Origin of the sequence: Streptomyces sp. NBC_01481 (genome assembly GCF_026339995.1) — a bacterium.
Taxonomy (GTDB): Bacteria; Actinomycetota; Actinomycetes; order Streptomycetales; family Streptomycetaceae; genus Streptomyces.
This window is the reverse complement of the sequence record NZ_JAPEPT010000005.1, coordinates 787,236-805,289: the sequence shown is the minus strand read 5'-3', so window position 1 is coordinate 805,289 and position 18,054 is coordinate 787,236. Positions and strand designations below refer to the sequence as shown.

At 69.2% G+C, this 18,054-nt stretch carries 20 protein-coding genes; 8 read left to right on the top strand and 12 right to left on the bottom strand.

What is annotated here, in order from left to right; translation table 11 throughout:
* Positions 1 to 14: 14 nt before the first annotated feature.
* Entirely contained in the window at positions 15 to 551 is a 537-nt protein-coding gene (locus tag OOK40_RS29705) for a hypothetical protein (protein ID WP_266487523.1), read from the top strand.
* Positions 552 to 716: 165 nt separating this feature from the next.
* Here the strand turns inward: OOK40_RS29705 and OOK40_RS29700 are convergent, their stop codons facing one another.
* From OOK40_RS29700 to OOK40_RS29685, 4 genes are all read right to left on the bottom strand, one after another.
* The gene (locus tag OOK40_RS29700; RefSeq protein WP_266487522.1) at positions 717 to 1,904 is read right to left on the bottom strand and encodes a hypothetical protein; all 1,188 of its coding nucleotides are present in this window, start codon (positions 1,902 to 1,904) and stop codon (positions 717 to 719) included.
* Between the two features lie 97 nt (positions 1,905 to 2,001).
* The gene (locus OOK40_RS29695) at positions 2,002 to 2,559 is read right to left on the bottom strand and encodes a DUF6114 domain-containing protein (RefSeq protein ID WP_266487521.1); all 558 of its coding nucleotides are present in this window, start codon (positions 2,557 to 2,559) and stop codon (positions 2,002 to 2,004) included.
* Between the two features lie 97 nt (positions 2,560 to 2,656).
* A complete protein-coding gene (locus tag OOK40_RS29690) occupies positions 2,657 to 3,316 on the bottom strand; it encodes a DUF6230 family protein (protein ID WP_266487520.1) in 660 nt (219 codons plus the stop codon).
* Positions 3,317 to 3,971: 655 nt separating this feature from the next.
* A complete protein-coding gene (locus tag OOK40_RS29685; RefSeq protein WP_266487519.1) occupies positions 3,972 to 4,946 on the bottom strand; it encodes a tetratricopeptide repeat protein in 975 nt (324 codons plus the stop codon).
* A 206-nt stretch (positions 4,947 to 5,152) separates the two neighbouring features.
* Between OOK40_RS29685 and OOK40_RS29680 the strand changes: the two genes are divergently transcribed.
* The gene (locus OOK40_RS29680) at positions 5,153 to 5,788 is read left to right on the top strand and encodes a TetR/AcrR family transcriptional regulator (protein ID WP_266487518.1); all 636 of its coding nucleotides are present in this window, start codon (positions 5,153 to 5,155) and stop codon (positions 5,786 to 5,788) included.
* A 63-nt stretch (positions 5,789 to 5,851) separates the two neighbouring features.
* Here OOK40_RS29680 and OOK40_RS29675 read toward each other — a convergent pair whose 3' ends face one another.
* From OOK40_RS29675 to OOK40_RS29660, 4 genes are all read right to left on the bottom strand, one after another.
* Positions 5,852 to 7,552 (bottom strand): methylmalonyl-CoA mutase, encoded by a 1,701-nt coding sequence (locus OOK40_RS29675; RefSeq protein ID WP_266487517.1) that lies wholly within the window; start codon positions 7,550 to 7,552, stop codon positions 5,852 to 5,854.
* A 78-nt stretch (positions 7,553 to 7,630) separates the two neighbouring features.
* Positions 7,631 to 7,954, bottom strand: a complete 324-nt coding sequence (locus tag OOK40_RS29670) for a DUF3817 domain-containing protein (protein ID WP_266487516.1) — start codon at positions 7,952 to 7,954, stop codon at positions 7,631 to 7,633.
* A gap of 52 nt (positions 7,955 to 8,006) precedes the next feature.
* Positions 8,007 to 8,516 carry a MarR family winged helix-turn-helix transcriptional regulator gene (locus OOK40_RS29665; RefSeq protein ID WP_266487515.1) on the bottom strand — a complete coding sequence of 170 codons (510 nt, stop codon included), beginning with the start codon at positions 8,514 to 8,516 and terminating at the stop codon, positions 8,007 to 8,009.
* Positions 8,517 to 8,526: 10 nt separating this feature from the next.
* Positions 8,527 to 9,720, bottom strand: coding sequence for an MFS transporter (locus tag OOK40_RS29660; protein ID WP_266487514.1), 1,194 nt, complete (start codon positions 9,718 to 9,720; stop codon positions 8,527 to 8,529).
* An 863-nt stretch (positions 9,721 to 10,583) separates the two neighbouring features.
* Between OOK40_RS29660 and OOK40_RS29655 the strand changes: the two genes are divergently transcribed.
* Complete coding sequence (locus OOK40_RS29655) at positions 10,584 to 11,576, top strand: DUF5937 family protein (RefSeq protein ID WP_266487513.1); 993 nt, start codon at positions 10,584 to 10,586, stop codon at positions 11,574 to 11,576.
* Positions 11,577 to 11,612: 36 nt separating this feature from the next.
* Here OOK40_RS29655 and OOK40_RS29650 read toward each other — a convergent pair whose 3' ends face one another.
* Positions 11,613 to 11,906, bottom strand: a complete 294-nt coding sequence (locus tag OOK40_RS29650; RefSeq protein ID WP_266487512.1) for an MTH1187 family thiamine-binding protein — start codon at positions 11,904 to 11,906, stop codon at positions 11,613 to 11,615.
* Positions 11,903 to 12,247, bottom strand: a complete 345-nt coding sequence (locus tag OOK40_RS29645; RefSeq protein WP_266487511.1) for a DUF3817 domain-containing protein — start codon at positions 12,245 to 12,247, stop codon at positions 11,903 to 11,905. Before OOK40_RS29645 ends, OOK40_RS29650 begins: the two co-directional genes overlap by 4 nt.
* Positions 12,248 to 12,411: 164 nt before the next feature.
* Here OOK40_RS29645 and OOK40_RS29640 point away from each other — a divergent pair, with 164 nt between their 5' ends.
* The 4 genes from OOK40_RS29640 (at position 12,412) to OOK40_RS29625 (ending at position 15,084) form a co-directional block, all read left to right on the top strand.
* Entirely contained in the window at positions 12,412 to 13,050 is a 639-nt protein-coding gene (locus OOK40_RS29640) for an AIM24 family protein (RefSeq protein WP_266487510.1), read from the top strand.
* Positions 13,050 to 13,700: an AIM24 family protein gene (locus tag OOK40_RS29635; RefSeq protein WP_266487509.1), complete on the top strand. Its 651-nt coding sequence runs from the start codon at positions 13,050 to 13,052 to the stop codon at positions 13,698 to 13,700. The genes OOK40_RS29640 and OOK40_RS29635 overlap by 1 nt, the downstream gene beginning before the upstream one ends.
* On the top strand, positions 13,697 to 14,479 hold the full coding sequence (locus tag OOK40_RS29630; protein WP_266487508.1) for an AIM24 family protein: 783 nt from the start codon (positions 13,697 to 13,699) through the stop codon (positions 14,477 to 14,479). Before OOK40_RS29635 ends, OOK40_RS29630 begins: the two co-directional genes overlap by 4 nt.
* Positions 14,480 to 14,607: 128 nt before the next feature.
* Positions 14,608 to 15,084: a MarR family winged helix-turn-helix transcriptional regulator gene (locus OOK40_RS29625; protein WP_266487507.1), complete on the top strand. Its 477-nt coding sequence runs from the start codon at positions 14,608 to 14,610 to the stop codon at positions 15,082 to 15,084.
* A 77-nt stretch (positions 15,085 to 15,161) separates the two neighbouring features.
* Here the strand turns inward: OOK40_RS29625 and meaB are convergent, their stop codons facing one another.
* Both meaB and OOK40_RS29615 read right to left on the bottom strand, forming a co-directional pair.
* Complete coding sequence (gene meaB, locus OOK40_RS29620) at positions 15,162 to 16,115, bottom strand: methylmalonyl Co-A mutase-associated GTPase MeaB (RefSeq protein WP_266487506.1); 954 nt, start codon at positions 16,113 to 16,115, stop codon at positions 15,162 to 15,164.
* A gap of 24 nt (positions 16,116 to 16,139) precedes the next feature.
* The gene (locus tag OOK40_RS29615) at positions 16,140 to 17,348 is read right to left on the bottom strand and encodes an acetyl-CoA C-acetyltransferase (RefSeq protein WP_266487505.1); all 1,209 of its coding nucleotides are present in this window, start codon (positions 17,346 to 17,348) and stop codon (positions 16,140 to 16,142) included.
* A gap of 145 nt (positions 17,349 to 17,493) precedes the next feature.
* On the opposite strand from OOK40_RS29615, the gene mce reads away from it, so the two are divergent.
* Positions 17,494 to 17,922, top strand: coding sequence for a methylmalonyl-CoA epimerase (gene mce / locus OOK40_RS29610; protein ID WP_142213633.1), 429 nt, complete (start codon positions 17,494 to 17,496; stop codon positions 17,920 to 17,922).
* Positions 17,923 to 18,054 lie beyond the last annotated feature (132 nt).

Genomic DNA, 18,054 nt, shown 5'->3' with positions numbered 1-18,054 from the left:
AGGAGCACGGAGAAATGGAAGAGATCGAGGCTCTGTTTGCCTCGCTGGCAGAGGCACCGGTCTGTGACATCCAGGTTCCTGGCTTCATTGACCGGGATGGCACCTATCCGCGCTTTGTTCCCATGGCCGACACGGCGTACCTCGTGCGGGAAAGCGACTTCGTGCGGATGGAGGTACTCCACTCCGACGATCAACTGAACGTCCAGCTGGTCGAGGCCCCGGGAGCCCCGAAGGCACTGGAAGGGGAGGACGAAGAGTTCGCCATGAGTTCCTACGGGGAGCTCTTCCTCGGCGACGACTACTCGTCATTCCGCATCACGAAGATCCGCTATGCGCTCAGCAACGGGTCCGATCCGTCCGCGGGAAGGATCAGGTGCGCCGAGTTGGAGTTCGAGAATTCGCTGCGTCTCTTCGCTGATCCCGGATATTTCTTCGGGATCCGCCTCCAGGGTGCCGGCGCATACGAACGCTGGCTGAACTTCAGCCGCACTGCCGAAAGCCCATTCGGTCCGATCCAGGAGTTCATCTGGTCACCGCGATCGACAGAGTAGAGCTCGGTCTGTATCCCTAACGGGGTACCAAACCAGCCTGTGGTCCGCACCGTTCAGTCGGTGCGGACCATAGCTCGTACCGATCCGAGCGGCTTTGGTTACGACTGTGGGCCGCACCCCTCGCAAGAGGTGCGGCCCACAGTCTTTTCCGCGGCTCCCGGAAAGTCAGTTGGCGTTGCCACCGGTGAAGTAGCTGTGCAGGCCCGGCACCGTCAGCGTCCCGCCGAACTGGCCCGCCTGCGTCACCTTCACGTTGGTGAAAAAGGCGAACGGCACATTCAGCGGAGGAGGCGTCTGCGGGCTGAACGTGATCGGGATGAGGCCGAAGAGGTTGCCCTTCAGCTCCTCCGTGTACATCGTCACCGTGCCGTCGCTGATCGTCGACGTGGAGCCCTTGCCCGCCTCGACATGCCCGGTCGTGCCGTTCGGGCCGACCACCAGCTGGTGGAGGTCCTTGATGTCGACGCCCGAAGCCGTGAACTTCAGCACCTTCTTGACCTTGCCGCTGCCCGTCTTGACCTCGACGATGCCCTTGTAGTCCAGGCCTTTCAGGGTGAGCAGCGAGCTCTCGAGAATCCAGGGGTCGTCCGGGAGCAGCGGGATGCCCTGCTCCAAATCCGCGGCGGCGAGTGCCTTCGGGTCGGCGGTCGGACACGGGAAGCGCGGCTTGGCGCCGTCCGGGATGTCCTCGTCCTTCTTGGGGTCGAGGCCCTTGACCGCGTCGTCCAGCTCCTCGGTCGTCGCTCCGGCCTTGTCCGCCGCTTCCTTGATGGCGTCCTTGGCCGTGTCCGCCGCGTCGTCCACCTTCTCGACGGGGTTGGTGGACGGCTTCTCGGACGGCTCGGTGGTCGGATTCGTCGAAGACGTCGGCTCGTCGGCGGGCGCGGCTGTCGCCGGGGCGCTCGGCGTCGCGGTGGCCGTGGGCTCCGGGTCGGGGCCGTCGAGCAGGTCCTTGATCGCGTCGCCGACACCCAGCGGGTCCAGCGGGTTCGTCGTCTTGGTCTCGCTCGGCGTAGGCGTGGGAGTCGGAGTCGGAGCTGTCGCGCCCGTCTTCGCGTCCGGGGACTCAGAAGCGGAGGGGGTCGTCTCCGGCGTCGGCTCGTCGGCGGGCTTGTCGCCCGTCGGCTCACTGGCGCTCGGGGCGGGCTTCTCCGACGGCGACTCGGAAGGCTCCGCCGACTCCGACGGCTTGGGCGACTCGGACTCCGCCGGCTCGTCCGAGCGAGTCACGCACGGACCCGGAGCGAAGGGGATGTCCTTGTCGTCGGCGAGTGCCAGCTTGGGGGTGAGGCCCATGCCGAGAAAGACGGCGGTGGGCATCGCTGCCAGGGCTATCGCCTTACCGGCCGGCATCTGGAGCTTGGTCAGCAGGGGCTTACGGGGAGCCGCGTGCCGCGGCCCCTTTCTGGCCTGCGTCCCATCGCTCCCAGCCGTGCTCAGCGGTGTGACATCACCCGGCACTGTTCCTCCCGCCGTTGACTTCGATGTTGGTCTCGTGCGCGCCCACGCCGTAGTCGTCCAACTGCTGCTCCGCTACGGGTGCTTCGGCGGGGTCGGGCGCGGGCGTCGACGCCTTCTCGACCGGAGCCGACTCCGCGACGGGCTTCCCCGGTACCCACGAGAGCGAGAGGGCGCCGCCGATGAGGGAGAACAGGAAGCCGACGAAGAAGCCACCCATGTTGGCGATCGGGATGGAGACCAGCGCCAGCAGAATCGTTGCGACGCCCGCGAAGACCCGGACGATGGAGTGAAACCACATCGTGAGGCCCAGCGTCATCAGCAGTACGCCGATGATCAGTGCGCCGGCGCCCGCGGTGGTCTGCATCGCGAGCGTCATGTGACCGAGCTTGAAGGTCGCGTACGGGAAGTAGGCGATGGGGATTCCGCCGAACAGGGTGAACAGACCCGCCCAGAAGGGCCGCTGGCCCCGCCAGGTACGAAAACCCCGCCGGATGGCGCGGATGCGGTGCTCGTCCCGCCCCGGTGACACTGCAGACTCGGCGCTCATGGAAAACAGCTCCCTGGAACTGGCATTGCTGTGTGAAGAGTTGGGCGGGCGGGCGAAGCTGTGAAGGCTTTGCTCGCCCGCCCGGACGGGATGACCGTCAGTAGCACTCGACTCCGGCGCCGGAGCCCCGCTTCAGACCCATGTGCAGACCGCTCAGCTCGAACGTGCCGGCAGTGGTCGCCCAGGCCGTCTGCTCGACTTTGGTCAGCTCAGCCCGTTCGGCTTGCTGGGCGAAGCCGTTCGGCAGGACGGTCTTGTCCTTGACTGCGGGGCCCTTGCCACCACGGCCCCCGTCGGTGTCCTTGGCCGCGACGCCGATGTCGATGTTGGTGAACTTGGCCTTGCCCGCGCCCAGATCGGACACATCCAGGTAGAGCTTGTCGGCCTTGACCGGCGTGCCCTTGTCACCGGCCGTGAGCCTCATCGTGATCTTGCCGAGGAACGGCACATCGGTGACGACCGACTGGCACATGTCGGTGATCTCGGCGTTCTGGAAGGACGAGACCGCGACGGGGTGCGCGACCTTCTCGTCGCCCTTCAGGTCCTTGTACCCCATGTCAACGCCGCCGTACTGGGCGAATCCATGGCCGTCAAGGTATCCGGCGGTGACCTTGAACTCCTGGCCGGACACAGCGAACGACGCGGCGAGCGCCCCCTGTGCCAAGCTGACGCCTATCGCGGCCGTTGCGGCCACGCTGGGCACCATGACGAGGGCGAACCGCTTCCATCTGGTTCCGCCCCGAGTCATTGACTCCATGACTTTCCTCCTTCTCGGACGTACATCTCCGGTCCGGACCGTCAGGCCCGTTTGGGAGTGGGAGAAGTGCTACGTCCTCGGTAAGGAGAGCGCCTGTACTTTCAGGCGCGAGCTGCGTCCGAAACACCGGCGATCACCCCCGAGCGACAACCACTGGTCGCGCCTGACTGATCACGCACAACCTGCTGGACAGGCCCTGCCGTTCGGCAGGAACCCCCCTGTCCACGACAGGCGCCACTGCCGCCTGTCGACCCGGTGGGGACCCAAAGTTCCGCGGCGCGACTGGGGGCCGGGCTGGTGCGGTATTGGACCGAGCGTGGCCGATCGTTGTCCATTCCCGGCCGCGACACAAGGGGGTTCGTTACCCGCTAGTAACGGCCCGATAACCACGCAACGACCGGCTGATGCCGTCCGGCCACACAGGGTGCAGCCAGGGGGTGAGCCAGAGGGGGAGATAGCCGCCAATAAGCGGACAGAACAAGTGGGTTGATTTACTGGGAGTAACAGCTCGTCCATTTACCAAGTTTTGGTAAAGCGCAGCCGTGTTTTGTCACTGTGTCGCCAAAACGGCGACGGCGCCTCGTCAGCGCCGTCGCCGCAAAAACCGTCAGACCTGGCGGAACAGCGCGTACCGCGCAGGCGTTTCAAACATGGCTCAGAACAGCACTCGCGCGAGCGCCGAACGCGCCGCCGTCACCCGCGGATCATCCGGCCCGACGACCTCAAAGAGCTCAAGAAGCCGGACCCGCACCGCGTCCCGGTCCTCGCCCGCCGTGCGGCGCACCGTCTCGACCAGCCTGCCGAACGCGTCCTCGACATGGCCGCCGACCAGATCCAGGTCGGCCGCGGCGATCTGCGCGGTCACGTCGGCCGGGTTCTCGGCCGCGTCCTGGCGGACCTTCTGCTGGTCCATGTCCTGCACGCGGCGGAGCAGTTCGGCCTGGGCGAGGCCCAGCTTGGCCTCGGTGTTGCCGGGGTCGTCGGTCAGCACGTTCTTGTACGCCTGGACCGCGCCGCCGAAGTCGCCCGCGTCCAGCGCCTGGACGGCCGCTTCCAGCACGGCGTCGTACGGACCCTGCGGCACCGCGGCGGGGGCGGCCGACTCGTCCGGGGAGGCGTCGGTGTCGACCGTGATGCCCGTCAGGCCGAAGCGCTCCTCGGCGACCTGGATGAGCTGGTCCAGCGTCTGGCGGATCTGCGTCTCGGGGGCCGCGCCCTGGAAGAGCGGCAGCGCCTGGCCGGCCACCACCGCGAAGACCGCGGGGATGCCCTGGATCCCGAACTGCTGCATCAGCATCTGGTTGGCGTCGACGTCGATCTTGGCGAGGACGAACCGGCCGCTGTACTCCTGGGCCAGCCGCTCCAGCAGCGGGCTGAGCTGCTTGCACGGCTCGCACCACTCGGCCCAGAAGTCGATGACGACCGGGACTTCGGTGGAACGCTGGAGGACGTCGCGCTCGAAGCCCGCCTCATCGACGTCGATCACCAGGCTGGAGGGGGATTCGGCACCGCCGCCGCCCTGACGGGCGGACTCGGCACGGGCCTGCTCCGCCTTCGCCTTGGCCTCACCGGCCGCCTTCACCGCGGCGAGGTCGACGACGCCGCTCATGGACATGTTCCTAGGCTGCATGAGTACATCCTCCCCCTCCGCGCGCGCATGTGAAAAACGTTCCTGAAGATCGGCGCGGGTCCCCACTCGCGCCCGTGGTTGTCGCTCGAGCCGGTCAAGGCTTTCGCTACGAGCCGTAGCGTATCTGCACCAGCCCTCCGGCGTGTGAGAAACCTCCGGTGAACTGCCTCACAGCAGATTGCTTACTCGCCGGTATGGTCGCCGTCATGTGCAGCCACACCCGCCCCAAAACCGTACGTACAGGTCGTACGGGACGCCCCCGCAGTGCCGAGGCCGACGCCGCGATCCTCGACGCGACCCGCGCGGCGCTGGTCGAACTGGGCTGGTCGAAACTGACGATGGGCGATGTGGCCAACCGCGCGGGGGTCGCGAAGACAACGCTCTACCGCCGCTGGACCAACAAGAACGAACTCGTCGTCGATGCCGTCGCAGAACTCTTCGACGAGCTCGAACTCCCCGATCTCGGCAGCCTGATGGCCGATGTGGAGGGCGTGGTGCTGCAGTTCGCCGCGCTGCTCGCGCGGCCCGAGGCCAAGACCGCGCTGATGGCGGTGGTCGCGGAGTCGACGCGGGACGACGCGCTGCGCGGCCGTATCCGCTCGGCGATCGTCGACCGCCAGAAGCGGCTGGTGCTGGAGGGCAGAGCGCGCGCCCAGGCCCGTGGCGAGCTGCCGTACGAGGAGGACGCACAGGCGGCGTCCCGCAGCGCCGACCTGATCTTCGATGTGATCGCGGGCGCGGTGGTGCACCGGGCGCTGGTCAGCGCAGAGCCGGTGGACGAGGAGTGGGCACGCAGCTTCGCGCTGCTGCTGGTGTCGGGACTGGCCTCGCTCCAGAGCTGAGGCCGGGGGGCGGGACGTCCCGCCCCCCGTCTACGTGCGGTCAGAAGCCGGGCGGCTCCGTGTTCAGAAGCCGGGCGGCTCCGTGTACGTCCCCCACTCGTCCCGCAGCGCGTCGCAGATCTCGCCGAGCGTGGCTTCCGCGCGGACCGCGTCCAGCATCGGCGCGATCATGTTGGAGCCGTCCCGGGCGGCGGTCAGCATCGCCTGAAGCGCGGACTGTACGCGTGCGTCGTCACGGCCGGCCTTGCGGCCCGCCAGTACCCGTACCTGCTCGCGCTCGACCTCGTGGCTGACCCGCAGGATCTCCAGGTCGCCGGTGACCGAGCCGTGGTGGACATTGACGCCCACGACCCGCTTGTCGCCCTTCTCCAGGGCCTGCTGGTACTGGAAGGCCGACTCGGCGATCTCGCCGGTGAACCAGCCGTCCTCGATGCCGCGCAGGATGCCGGAGGTGATGGGACCGATGGGGTGCTGACCGTCCGGGTGTGCCCGGCGGCCGCGCTCCTTGATCTGGTCGAAGATCTTCTCGGCGTCCGCCTCGATGCGGTCGGTCAGCTGCTCGACGTACCAGGAACCGCCCAGCGGGTCCGCCACATTGGCGACGCCGGTCTCCTCCATCAGCACCTGCTGCGTACGCAGGGCGATCTCCGCGGCCTGCTCGCTGGGCAGGGCGAGGGTCTCGTCCAGGGCGTTGGTGTGCAGGGAGTTGGTCCCGCCGAGGACCGCGGACAGAGCCTCGACCGCCGTCCGTACGACGTTGTTGTACGGCTGCTGGGCGGTCAGCGAGACGCCCGCGGTCTGGGTGTGGAAGCGCAGCCACTGCGCCTTGTCGGTCGTGGCGCCGTACACGTCCTTCATCCAGCGCGCCCAGATCCTGCGCGCCGCGCGGAACTTGGCGATCTCCTCGAAGAAGTCGAGGTGTGCGTCGAAGAAGAAGGAGAGCCCGGGCGCGAAGGTGTCGACGTCCAGGCCGCGGCTCAGGCCCAGTTCGACGTAGCCGAAGCCGTCGGCGAGCGTGTACGCGAGCTCCTGCGCGGCCGTCGCGCCCGCCTCGCGGATGTGGTAGCCGGAGACCGAGAGCGGCTTGTACGCGGGGATGCCCTGCGCGCAGTGCTCCATCAGGTCGCCGATGAGGCGCAGATGCGGCTCGGGCTGGAAGAGCCACTCCTTCTGCGCGATGTACTCCTTGAAGATGTCCGTCTGGAGCGTGCCGTTGAGGACGCCCGGGTCGATGCCCTGTCGCTCCGCCGCGACCAGGTACATGCAGAAGACGGGGACGGCGGGTCCCGAGATCGTCATCGAGGTGGTGACGTCGCCGAGCGGGATGTCCTTGAACAGGACCTCCATGTCGGCGGCGGAGTCGATGGCCACGCCGCAGTGGCCGACCTCGCCGAGCGAGCGCGGGTCGTCGGAGTCGCGGCCCATCAGGGTCGGCATGTCGAAGGCGACGGAGAGCCCGCCGCCGCCGTTGGCCAGGATCATCTTGTAGCGCTCGTTCGTCTGCGCGGCATTGCCGAAGCCGGCGAACTGGCGGATGGTCCACGTGCGGCCGCGGTAGCCGGTCGGGTACAGGCCCCGGGTGAAGGGGTACTCCCCCGGCCAGCCGATCCGCTCGAAGCCTTCGTAGGTGTCTCCGGGCCGGGGCCCGTAGACCGGCTCGACCGGGTCGCCGGAGAGCGTGGTGAAATCGGCGTCCCGCGTGCGGGCCTTGTCGTAACGGGCCTGCCAGCGTCGGCGGCCTTCCTCGATGGCGTCAGCGTCCATGCTTTCAATTTACTAGGACGTCCTAGTAAATGTCGATGCAAGACCGCCGCGAGCCTCGCTCGGGGCGGTCCGGGGGTCTTACGCCTTCGCGATCGCGGGGGCGTCCGCCAGCAGCGGACGGACCTCGCGGGTGATCTTCGGCTCGACAAAGAAGGAGGCCACAGGGATGCAGCCTGCAGCCAGCACCCACCCCAGCTTGCCGAGCGGCCACTTCGCCTTGGAGCCGAGATCGAAGGCGAAGATGACGTAGATGATGAACAGCACACCGTGGATCTGGGAGATCAACATGGTGTCGCCGACTTCGAACCCGTACTTCAGGATGATCGCCACGGTGAAGACCAGCAGCCAGACGGCGGTGACATACGCCATCACCCGGTAACGGGAGAGCACATTCGACTTCATGGCAATGAGCGTAACCGGACGCAACGGGCGATCTTCGCCGGGGGTTGGGACCCTACTTCTCGTCGAAGTCGTGCGCCGAGACCCGCAGCGGGCGCAGCATCGCGAAGATCTCCCCGCACTCCTCGTCGTCGTACACACCGAGCCCGAAGTCCATCGCCATCAGATCGCGGGTGGCCGCTTCGACGACCTCGCGGCCCTTGTCGGTGATGGAGGCGAGGGTGCCGCGGCCGTCGTTCGGGTTCGGCCGCTTGTCGACCAGACCTGATCTGACCAACCGGTCCACCGTGTTCGTGACCGAGGTCGGGTGGACCATCAGGCGCTCGCCGATCTTGGACATCGGCAGCTCACCGGCCTTGGAGAAGGTGAGCAGCACGAGTGCCTCGTAGCGCGCGAAGGTCAATTCGTAGGGCTTGACGACGGCGTCGACCTCGGCGAGCAGGATCTGGTGCGCGCGCATGATCGAGGTGATCGCGCCCATCGAGGGTACGGGGCCCCATCGCTGCTGCCAGAGCTCGTCGGCTCGCGCGATGGGGTCGAAGGGAAGGCTGAGCGGCTTGGGCACGGCACCGACCCTACCGACTGGTCATATGGCGGTCAGCCCCGTCTCGCTCCTCGGTCCTGCGGGCCTCGGCGACCAGGAGGAGACAGCACAGCGTGCCGATCACCCCGGCGCCCGTGACGACGGCGCTCACGGAGAAGAACTCCGCGGCGAGCCCGGCCAGGGCCATGCCCACGCCCTGGATCGTCATCAGCCCGGCGGTGAGCAGCGTCATGGCCCGGCCGCGCAGTTCCTCGGGGATCTCCTCGACGATCCACCGGTCGAGACCGAGGGTGTACGCGGATCCGGCGCCGCAGAGCGTCAGGGCGAGCAGGGCCCAGCCGAGGCCGGGGGTGAGGGCGTAGACGGTCAGCGGCAGGAGGGTGGTGGCGGCGAGCGGCAGGACGATACGGGAACGGGCGCGGGGGCCGAGGGCGGAACCGGCGTACAGCTCACCCGTGATCGTGCCCACGGGCAGCGCGCACATGAGAAGGCCGAGGCCGGCCGAGCCGATGCCGATCTCGTCGGCGTACGGGGCGGCGAGGGCTTCGGGGGCGACGCTGAACATCGGCGGTGCCCAGAAGAGCAGCATCAGCACGCGCAGCCGGCGGTCGGCGAAGACCTGCCGCGCGCCGGACAGCGACGAGCGCAGGAGGGCACCGCTGTCGCCGTCGCGGGCGGGGCGCCGCACGGTGCCGAAGCGGAGCAGCAGCGCGGAACCGAGGAATGTCGCGACGGTGACGGCGAGGGCGCCACGGGGCGACACGACGGCGAGCAGCAGCCCGCCGAGGCCGAAGCCGGTGAGCACGGCGCTCTGCGACACGATGCGCAGCACGGAACGGCCGAGTACGAAGAGATCGCCGTCACCCAGGATGTCGGCGAGGGTCGCCATACGGGTGCCGTTGAACACGGGTGAGACGGCGGCGATGAGGCAGCGCAGCGCGAGCAGTACGGCGACGGGCGTCACGGGCAGCACCATGGCGGCGGCGCAAGCGGCACAGAGGAGATCGCACACGACGAGGACGCGTCGTGCGGGGTACTTGTCGGCGACCCCCGCGAGCAGGGTCCCGCCGAGGAGGTAGGGCAGAAACCCGAGCGCAAAGGTGAGCGCGCTGAGGAGGGGCGAGGCGGTGAGCCGGTAGACGAGGACAGTCAGCGCGATCTCGCAGACGACGACGCCGAGGAGCGACATGAGATGCGCGGCGAAGACGGCCCGGAACTCGCGCACCTGGAAGACGGCGCGGTAGTTGGGGGCGCCTGGGACGCGGGTTCGCCCCGAACTCCCGCTGCGCGGGGCCTGCTTGGCCCGCGCGACAGCGCCGCGGACGCCCGAACTCCCGATAGGCGGTGGGCTCCCGGCCTCCGGCCCGGCGGGTTCGGTGACCGTCCCGGCCTGCGGCGGGACAGCGCCGCGGGCGCCCGGGCGGCCGCGAGATCCGGGTATCCCGCCGTCCTGCGCGGCTGCGCGTCCCGGTGCGGGCGCACCAGCCGCAGAGGGGCCGCCGCCATCGCCGGGCAACCCGGCACCACAACCCGCCGACTCGGGTGCCCCAACCTCGGGCGCGGCAGAGCGTCCTGCTCCGGACGCCCCGACCCCCGGCGCGGCAGAGCCGCCGCCGACGGGTGCCGCAGCGCGGCCCGGTCCGGGCATCCTGGTCTCGGTGAGGCCACATCCCCCCGGGACGCCGGCACCACCCGGTCCGGGCGAGCCGGGTTCACCGCCGGGCAACCCGGCGGCACCGCCCGTCGGCGCGGCAGAGCGGCCGCCGCTGGGCGCAGCAGCGGGTCCCGGCGCGGGCGCCGTCACCCCCGGCGCGGCGGAGCCGCCGCCAGTTGGTGTGGCAGCGGGTCCCGGCGCGGTGGCGTCGACGCCAGTTGGTATGGCAGCGCGTCCCGGCTTGGTGGAGTCGACGCCGCTGGGGGACGGGGACTCGGCCCCGGGTTCGGGAAGGGGCGGGGCAGGGGAAAGAGACCGGCTCGTGGCACCGGTGCCCAGTTCTTCTGGCATGGGGCACAGCCTGCCGACGCACTCCGCCCCCGCCCTAGACTTTCGGCTGCAGCCGAATCTTCCGGCAGGGAGGGGAGAGAACCATGCCGTCCTACATGCACTTCGGCGAAGCCGACCTGCTGCGGATCCGGTTCGCCATATCTCCCCTGTGGGAGACCCAGGACGCCGTCCGCACCCTCAAGCGGCCCGCGCGGCACGGGTATCACCTTCCCTGGCTGCGCCGGATCCGGCAGGCCGCCGAAGGGCTCGATCTCACCCCACTGTGGTTGCTGATGCCCTGGCGCGGGCACAGTCCGGACTTTCTCGGGCCGCCCCCGATCGGGCCCGCCGCGTCCTTCGAGGAGGAGATCGCCGCCGTACGCGGCGCGGATCCCGAGGCCGCGAGAGAGGACCTGGCGCGGTCCCTCTCCTGCACGCCGGGCGCCACGGAGAGTCCGCAGGCGCGGGCACTGCTCGACGATCCCGGGCGGGCGATCCACACGCTCGCCGACACCATGGAGCAGGCCTGGCACGCGCTCGTCGAGCCGGAGTGGCCGCGCCTGCGGGCGCTGCTGGAAGCCGATGTGGCCTTCCATACGCGGCGGCTGGCGCAGGGCGGCATCGAGGGACTGTTCGCCGATCTCCACCCGCGGCTGCGGTGGGCCGACGGGACGCTGACCCTCGCCACGCCCTTCGACCATGTACGCGTCCTCGACGGCCAGGGCCTCATGCTGATGCCCAGCGTTTTCTGCTGGCCCGACGTCGTGACCGGCTTCGAGCCGCCCTGGCAGCCGACGCTCGCCTATCCGGCCCGTGGCATCGGCGCCCTGTGGGCCGGACCTGCGGGTCCGGCCCCTCAGGCGCTGGCGCATCTGCTCGGCGACAGGCGCGCGGCCGTACTCCTCGCGCTCGACGAGCCCGCCGGGACGAGTACGCTCGCGCAGCTCCTCGGCCTCGCGCCGTCTTCCGTGTCGGCGCATCTGTCCGTACTGCGTGACGCGGGTCTGCTGACCTCACGCCGCGCCGGACATCAGGTGCTGTACGAGCGGACACCGCTGGGCATCGCGCTGGCGGTGTCGCAGCCGGGCGCGCCCTGACGGCGGGGCTCGGCCGGAGCGAGGCCTCAGGAGGTCTCAGGCGGACAGGTGGCGCTCCACCGTCTCGACCTTGGAGGTGAGGCCGTCGGTGACGCCCTGTCTGATGTCCGCCTTGAGGACGACGGAGACGCGCGGGGCCCGGGCTTCGACCGCGGCGACGGCCCGTTTGACGACGTCCATCACCTCGTCCCACTCGCCCTCGATCGAGGTGAACATCGCGTCCGTGCGGTTGGGCAGACCCGACTCGCGGACGACCCGGACGGCGTCGGCGACGTACTCGCCGACGTCCTCACCGACGCCGAGCGGAGTGACGGAGAAGGCGACGATCACGCGTTCACCTTGCCCTCGCGGCGGGCGCGGGCGGCGATGACCTCGTCGTCGGCCGCGCGCTTGAGCCTGCGCTCGGCGACGAAGCCGCCGAAGGGCAGGACGGAGAGTACGAAGTAGAGGGCCGCGGTCCCCAGGTTCCACTTGGTGCGGTTCCAGGCGTCCAGCCAGAAGAGCACGTACAGGATGAAGAGCACGCCGTGGATCGCGCCCATGACCGGGACCGCGTTGAACTCCGTGGTGCGCTTGAGCACCGAGCAGACGAGCAGGAGGAGGAAGGACACGGCTTCCGGAGCGGAGACCAGACGGAGGCGGTGGAGGGAGGAGGCGGTCTTGATGTCCACGGGGGCACCTTCGGTGGGAGAGGGTCCCTGACGGGCAGGGCTCTTGTGAACGCGTGCACAAGCTTCGGTCCATTGTTGCAGCTCCGTTCTGCCGTCCTTTGTCAGGGTGCATATCCTCCTCAAGGACCCTGTTCGCGCCGGGTAGCGCCCGATAACGTCACCCCGTGGCAACGTTCCGACTCCAAGGCAGCAAGGTGCTCGCCGTCGACATGACAGGCGACGCCGTCAAAGCGAAGAACGGCTCGATGGTCGCCTACGACGGCCAGATGGCGTTCAAAAAGATGTCCGGCGGCGGTGAGGGCATCCGCGGGATGGTCACCCGCCGCCTCACCGGCGAGCAGATGGTGATGATGGAAGTGAAGGGGCAGGGCACCTGCTTCTTCGCCGACCGCGCCTCCGAGATCAACCTGGTGAACCTGCACGGCGACAAGCTCTATGTCGAGGCGAGCAATCTGCTCTGCACCGACGCCGGGCTGCGCACCGGGACCACCTTCACCGGGCTGCGCGGCGGCGCCACGGGCAACGGCCTGTTCACTACCACCGTCGAGGGCAACGGCCAGGCGGCGATCATGTCGGACGGCCCGGCCGTGGTGCTGCGGGTGACGCCCCAGTACCCGCTCTCCGTCGACCCCGGCGCGTACATCGCGCACCAGGGCAACCTGCGGCAGGACTTCCAGTCCGGCGTGACCTTCCGGACCCTCCTGGGCGAGGGCGGCGGCGAGGCCTTCCAGATCCGCTTCGAGGGCGACGGTCTGGTGTACGTGCAGCCGAGCGAGCGGAACACCATCGGAGGGGACGTCTGATGCCGTTCCGCGAAGTCAATTCGAAAATGGTCGAGGCGACACTCGTCCCGGGCCAGAAGATGTTCAGCCAGCGCGGCGCGATGCTCGCCTACCGGGGCGAGGTCTCCTTCACGCCGAACATGCAGGGCGGCCAGGGCGGCCTGGCCTCGATGATCGGACGGCGGGTCGCCAACGAGGCGACGCCGCTGATGACCGTCGAGGGCAACGGCACCGTGATGTTCGGTCACGGCGGCCATCACATCCAGGTGATCCAGCTGACCGGCGACACCCTGTACGTCGAGGCGGACCGGCTGCTCGCGTTCGACGGGACACTGCAGCAGGGCACGATGTTCATGGGCTCGCAGGGCGGGGTCATGGGCATGGTGCGCGGGCAGGTCACCGGGCAGGGCCTTTTCACCACGACCCTCAAGGGGCACGGCGCGGTCGCCGTCATGGCCCACGGCGGGGTGATCGAGCTGCCGATCACGCCGGGCCGGGCGGTGCATGTGGACCCGCAGGCGTATGTCGCGCACCACGGCGACGTACGCAACAAACTCTCCACCGCGCTGGGCTGGCGCGACATGGTGGGGCGCGGCTCGGGCGAGGCCTTCCAGCTGGAGCTGAGCGGCAGTGGCGCGGTGTATGTACAGGCCTCGGAGGAGAAGCTGTGACCGGTCCCGTGGTCTTCGACCCCATGACGCTGCCGAGCGACGACAACGTCAACGCGTACACCTTCTGCGTGGAGCTCAAGGGCAGTCAGTGGTTCCTGCAGAAGGGGAAGATGATCGCCTATTACGGGCGCATCGACTTCAACGGCATCGGCCACGGCCGGCTCGACCGGCTGCTGCGGACCTCCTTCCACTCGCCGCTGCACGCCGCCGACTGGGTGGTGGCGGAGGGCAGCGGCAAGATGCTGCTCGCCGACCGTGCCTTCGACGTCAATTCCTTCGACCTGGACAACGGGAACCTGACGATCCGCTCCGGGAATCTGCTCGCCTACCAGCCGACGCTGGCGCTGAAGCAGTCGATCGTGCCGGGCTTCCTCACCCTGATCGGTACGGGGAAGTTCGTGGCCGCGTCGAACGGTCCCGTGGTCTTCATGGAGCCGCCGATCCGGGTGGATCCGCAGGCGCTGGTGGGCTGGGCGGACTGTCCGTCCCCCTGCCACCACTACGACCACGGCTATATGACCGGCCTGATGGGCGGTCTGCGGGCGATGACGGGGATCGGCGGGGCGTCCGGTGAGGAGCACCAGTTCGAGTTCGTCGGCGCCGGGACGGTGCTGCTGCAGTCGACCGAGGTGCTGATGGCCGAGACGGCGACCGGGGCGGTGCCCGCGCAGGCGGGAGTTCCCGGCGGCCACGCCGGAGCCGGAGCCCCAGGTCAACAAGGGGCCACCCCGCGTCTCCCCGGTCAGTTGGGGGACCTCCAGCGGCGCTTCGGCCTGTGAGCGGTAGTCTGCGGAGTGTGACGTCGAACGCCTGCACCCTTCTACGTGCGTGCCATGTGCCTGCCGGGTGCCGGGCGTCACACCCCCCGACTTCGTCCGCATTTCAACTTCTTAGGTAGAATCCATATATGGAGACCGAGACGGCCACCCGCTGGCTGACCGATGACGAGCAGTGCACCTGGCGCACTCACCTGGACGTCAGCAGGCTGCTGATGCACCAGCTCGAGAAGGACCTCCAGCCGTTCGGCCTGACCAACAACGACTACGAGATCCTGGTCAACCTCTCCGAGTCGGCCGACCGGCGCATGCGCATGAGCGACCTGGCCGCGGCCACGCTGCAGTCCAAGAGCCGGCTCTCGCACCAGATCACCCGCATGGAGAACGCCGGTCTCGTCCGCAGGGAGAACTGCGAGTCGGACCGGCGCGGGCTGTACGCGGTGCTGACCGAGCAGGGCACCCAGACCATGGAGAAGGTCGCGCCGCACCATGTCGCGTCCGTACGCAAGCACTTCATCGATCTGCTGAGCCCGCAGGCCCTCGCGGAGCTTCGGGATTCGCTGTCACCGGTGGCCGAGCACCTGCGCGGGCGCCGGGGCAAGCCGTAACCGCCTGACGGACGTCAGACGGCGGGGCGGGGGGCCGTGTCCGAAGTACGGCTCCGCCCGCCCCCGGCCCCGTTCCCCTACTCCGTCAGGCTCGCCACCAGCTCGTCGGCCGCCCGGTACGGGTCCAGTTCACCCGCCACGATCCGCTGGGCCAGCGCCCCAAGCCGACGGTCGCCGTGCAGATCGGCGATGCGTGTCCGCAGCGCCGTCACCGCGATCGCCTCCACCTCGCCCGCCGCCCGGCGCGCCCGGCGCTCGGTGAGGACGCCGTGTTCCTCCATCCACGCGCGGTGCTTCTCCAGCGCCTCGACCACCTCGTCGATGCCCTCGCCCCGCGCCGCGACCGTCTTCACGATCGGCGGCCGCCAGTCGCCGGGACCCCGCGCCTCGCCGAGGCCCAGCATGTGGTTCAGCTCGCGGGCCGTCGCGTCCGCGCCGTCCCGGTCGGCCTTGTTGACGACGTACACATCGCCGATCTCGAGGATGCCCGCCTTCGCGGCCTGGATGCCGTCGCCCATCCCGGGGGCGAGCAGGACCACCGAGGTGTCGGCCTGGGAGGCGATCTCCACCTCCGACTGGCCGACGCCGACCGTCTCGACGAGGATCACGTCGCAGCCCGCCGCGTCCAGGACACGGATCGCCTGCGGGGCGGCCCAGGCGAGGCCGCCCAGGTGCCCGCGCGTGGCCATCGAGCGGATGTAGACGCCCGGGTCGGACGCGTGCTCCGACATCCGGACCCGGTCGCCGAGCAGCGCCCCGCCCGAGAAGGGCGAGGACGGGTCGACGGCCAGGACTCCGACCCGCTTCCCGGCCCGCCGGTACGCAGACACCAGCCCCGAGGTCGAGGTGGATTTGCCGACGCCGGGCGAGCCCGTCAGGCCCACCACGTACGCACTCCCGGCAAGCGGGGCCAGCGCCGCCATCACCTCTCGCAGTTGCGGGGACGCCCCCTCGACGAGTGAGATCAGCCGGGCCACGGCCCGCGGCCGGCCCTCCCTCGCCTGGGCAACCAGTTGGGGGACGTCCACCATGTGATCGCTCCTTGCTTACGTGGCTTACTTGCCGTTGCCCGGGACGCGGACGATCAGCGCGTCACCCTGTCCGCCGCCACCGCACAGCGCGGCCGCACCCACGCCGCCGCCCCGGCGCTTGAGCTCCAGCGCCAGGTGGAGGACCACCCGCGCGCCGGACATGCCGATGGGGTGGCCGAGTGCGATCGCACCGCCGTTGACATTCACCTTTTCCGGGGATACCCCGAGGTCCTTCATTGACTGCACGGCGACCGCGGCGAATGCCTCGTTGATCTCGATGAGGTCGAGGTCCTCGACGCCGATGCCCTCCTTGCGCAGCGCGTGCTGAATGGCGTTGGACGGCTGCGACTGGAGGGAGTTGTCGGGCCCGGCGACGTTGCCGTGGGCGCCGATCTCCGCGATCCACTCCAGGCCCAGCTCCTCTGCCTTGGCCTTGCTCATCACCACGACCGCCGCGGCGCCGTCGGAGATCTGCGAGGACGTACCGGCGGTGATGGTGCCGTCCTTGGCGAAGGCGGGACGCAGCTTGCCCAGCGACTCGGCCGTGGTGTCGGCGCGGATGCCCTCGTCCTTGCTGAAGACGACGGGCTCGCCCTTGCGCTGCGGGATCTCGACGGGCGTGATCTCCGCCTCGAAGATGCCGTTCTTCTGCGCGGCCGCCGCCCGCTGGTGGGAGAGCGCCGCGATCTCGTCCTGCTCGGGGCGGGCGATGCCGAGCCGGGTGTTGTGCTTCTCCGTGGACTCGCCCATGGCGACGTTCTCGAAGGCGTCGGTGAGGCCGTCGTACGCCATCGAGTCGAGCATCTCGATCGCGCCGTACTTGAAGCCCTCGCGGGACTTCGGCAGCAGATGCGGCGCGTTGGTCATGGACTCCTGGCCGCCGGCGACGACGATGTCGAACTCGCCGGCGCGGATCAGCTGGTCGGCCAGCGCGATGGCGTCGAGGCCGGACAGACAGACCTTGTTGACGGTGAGCGCGGGCACGTTCATCGGGATGCCCGCCTTGACGGCGGCCTGGCGGGCGGGGATCTGCCCGGCCCCTGCCTGCAGGACCTGGCCCATGATCACGTACTGCACCTGATCACCGCCGATGCCGGCCCGGTCCAGCGCCGCCTTGATGGCGAAGCCACCGAGATCGGCGCCGGAGAAGGACTTGAGCGAGCCGAGCAGGCGTCCCATGGGCGTACGGGCGCCCGCGACGATCACTGAGGTGGTACCGGTCGTTCCTGACATGAGGCACGATCCCCTTCCAGCGCGAAGCTGAGGAGTGAACGAGGGTTTACTTCAAATGTACTGAGCGGTACTGCCCAGGTCACCGGGCGGCGAGTGTGATCGCGCGCACGTTGCGTAACCACGTCCGGGGCGCTGCACTGGGGGAATGCTGACGCGAATCGACCACATCGGGATCGCCTGTTTCGACCTCGACAAGACTGTCGAGTTCTACCGGGCCACTTACGGCTTCGAGGTGTTCCACACCGAGGTCAACGAAGAGCAGGGCGTGCGCGAGGCCATGCTCAAGATCAACGAGACGTCCGACGGCGGCGCCTCCTACCTCCAGCTCCTGGAGCCCACCCGCGAGGACTCCGCTGTCGGAAAGTGGCTGGCCAAGAACGGTGAGGGGGTCCATCACATCGCCTTCGGCACCGCCGACGTCGACGGCGACGCGCAGTCCGTCCGCGACAAGGGCGTGCGAGTTCTCTACGACGAGCCGCGTATCGGCTCCATGGGCTCTCGTATCACTTTTCTCCACCCCAAGGACTGCCACGGCGTTCTCACCGAACTCGTCACCTCTGCAACGGAGCACTGACCTGAGGATTCCCGGCCCGGTAGAGTGGGCGATTCCGGGCCGGGCCGGGTCGGGGCCGCGCCGCGTCCCCACCGTTGATCTGTCACCATTCCCCGGGGGGCCGTTCGCCGGCGAACGGTGCTCGTACGGAGA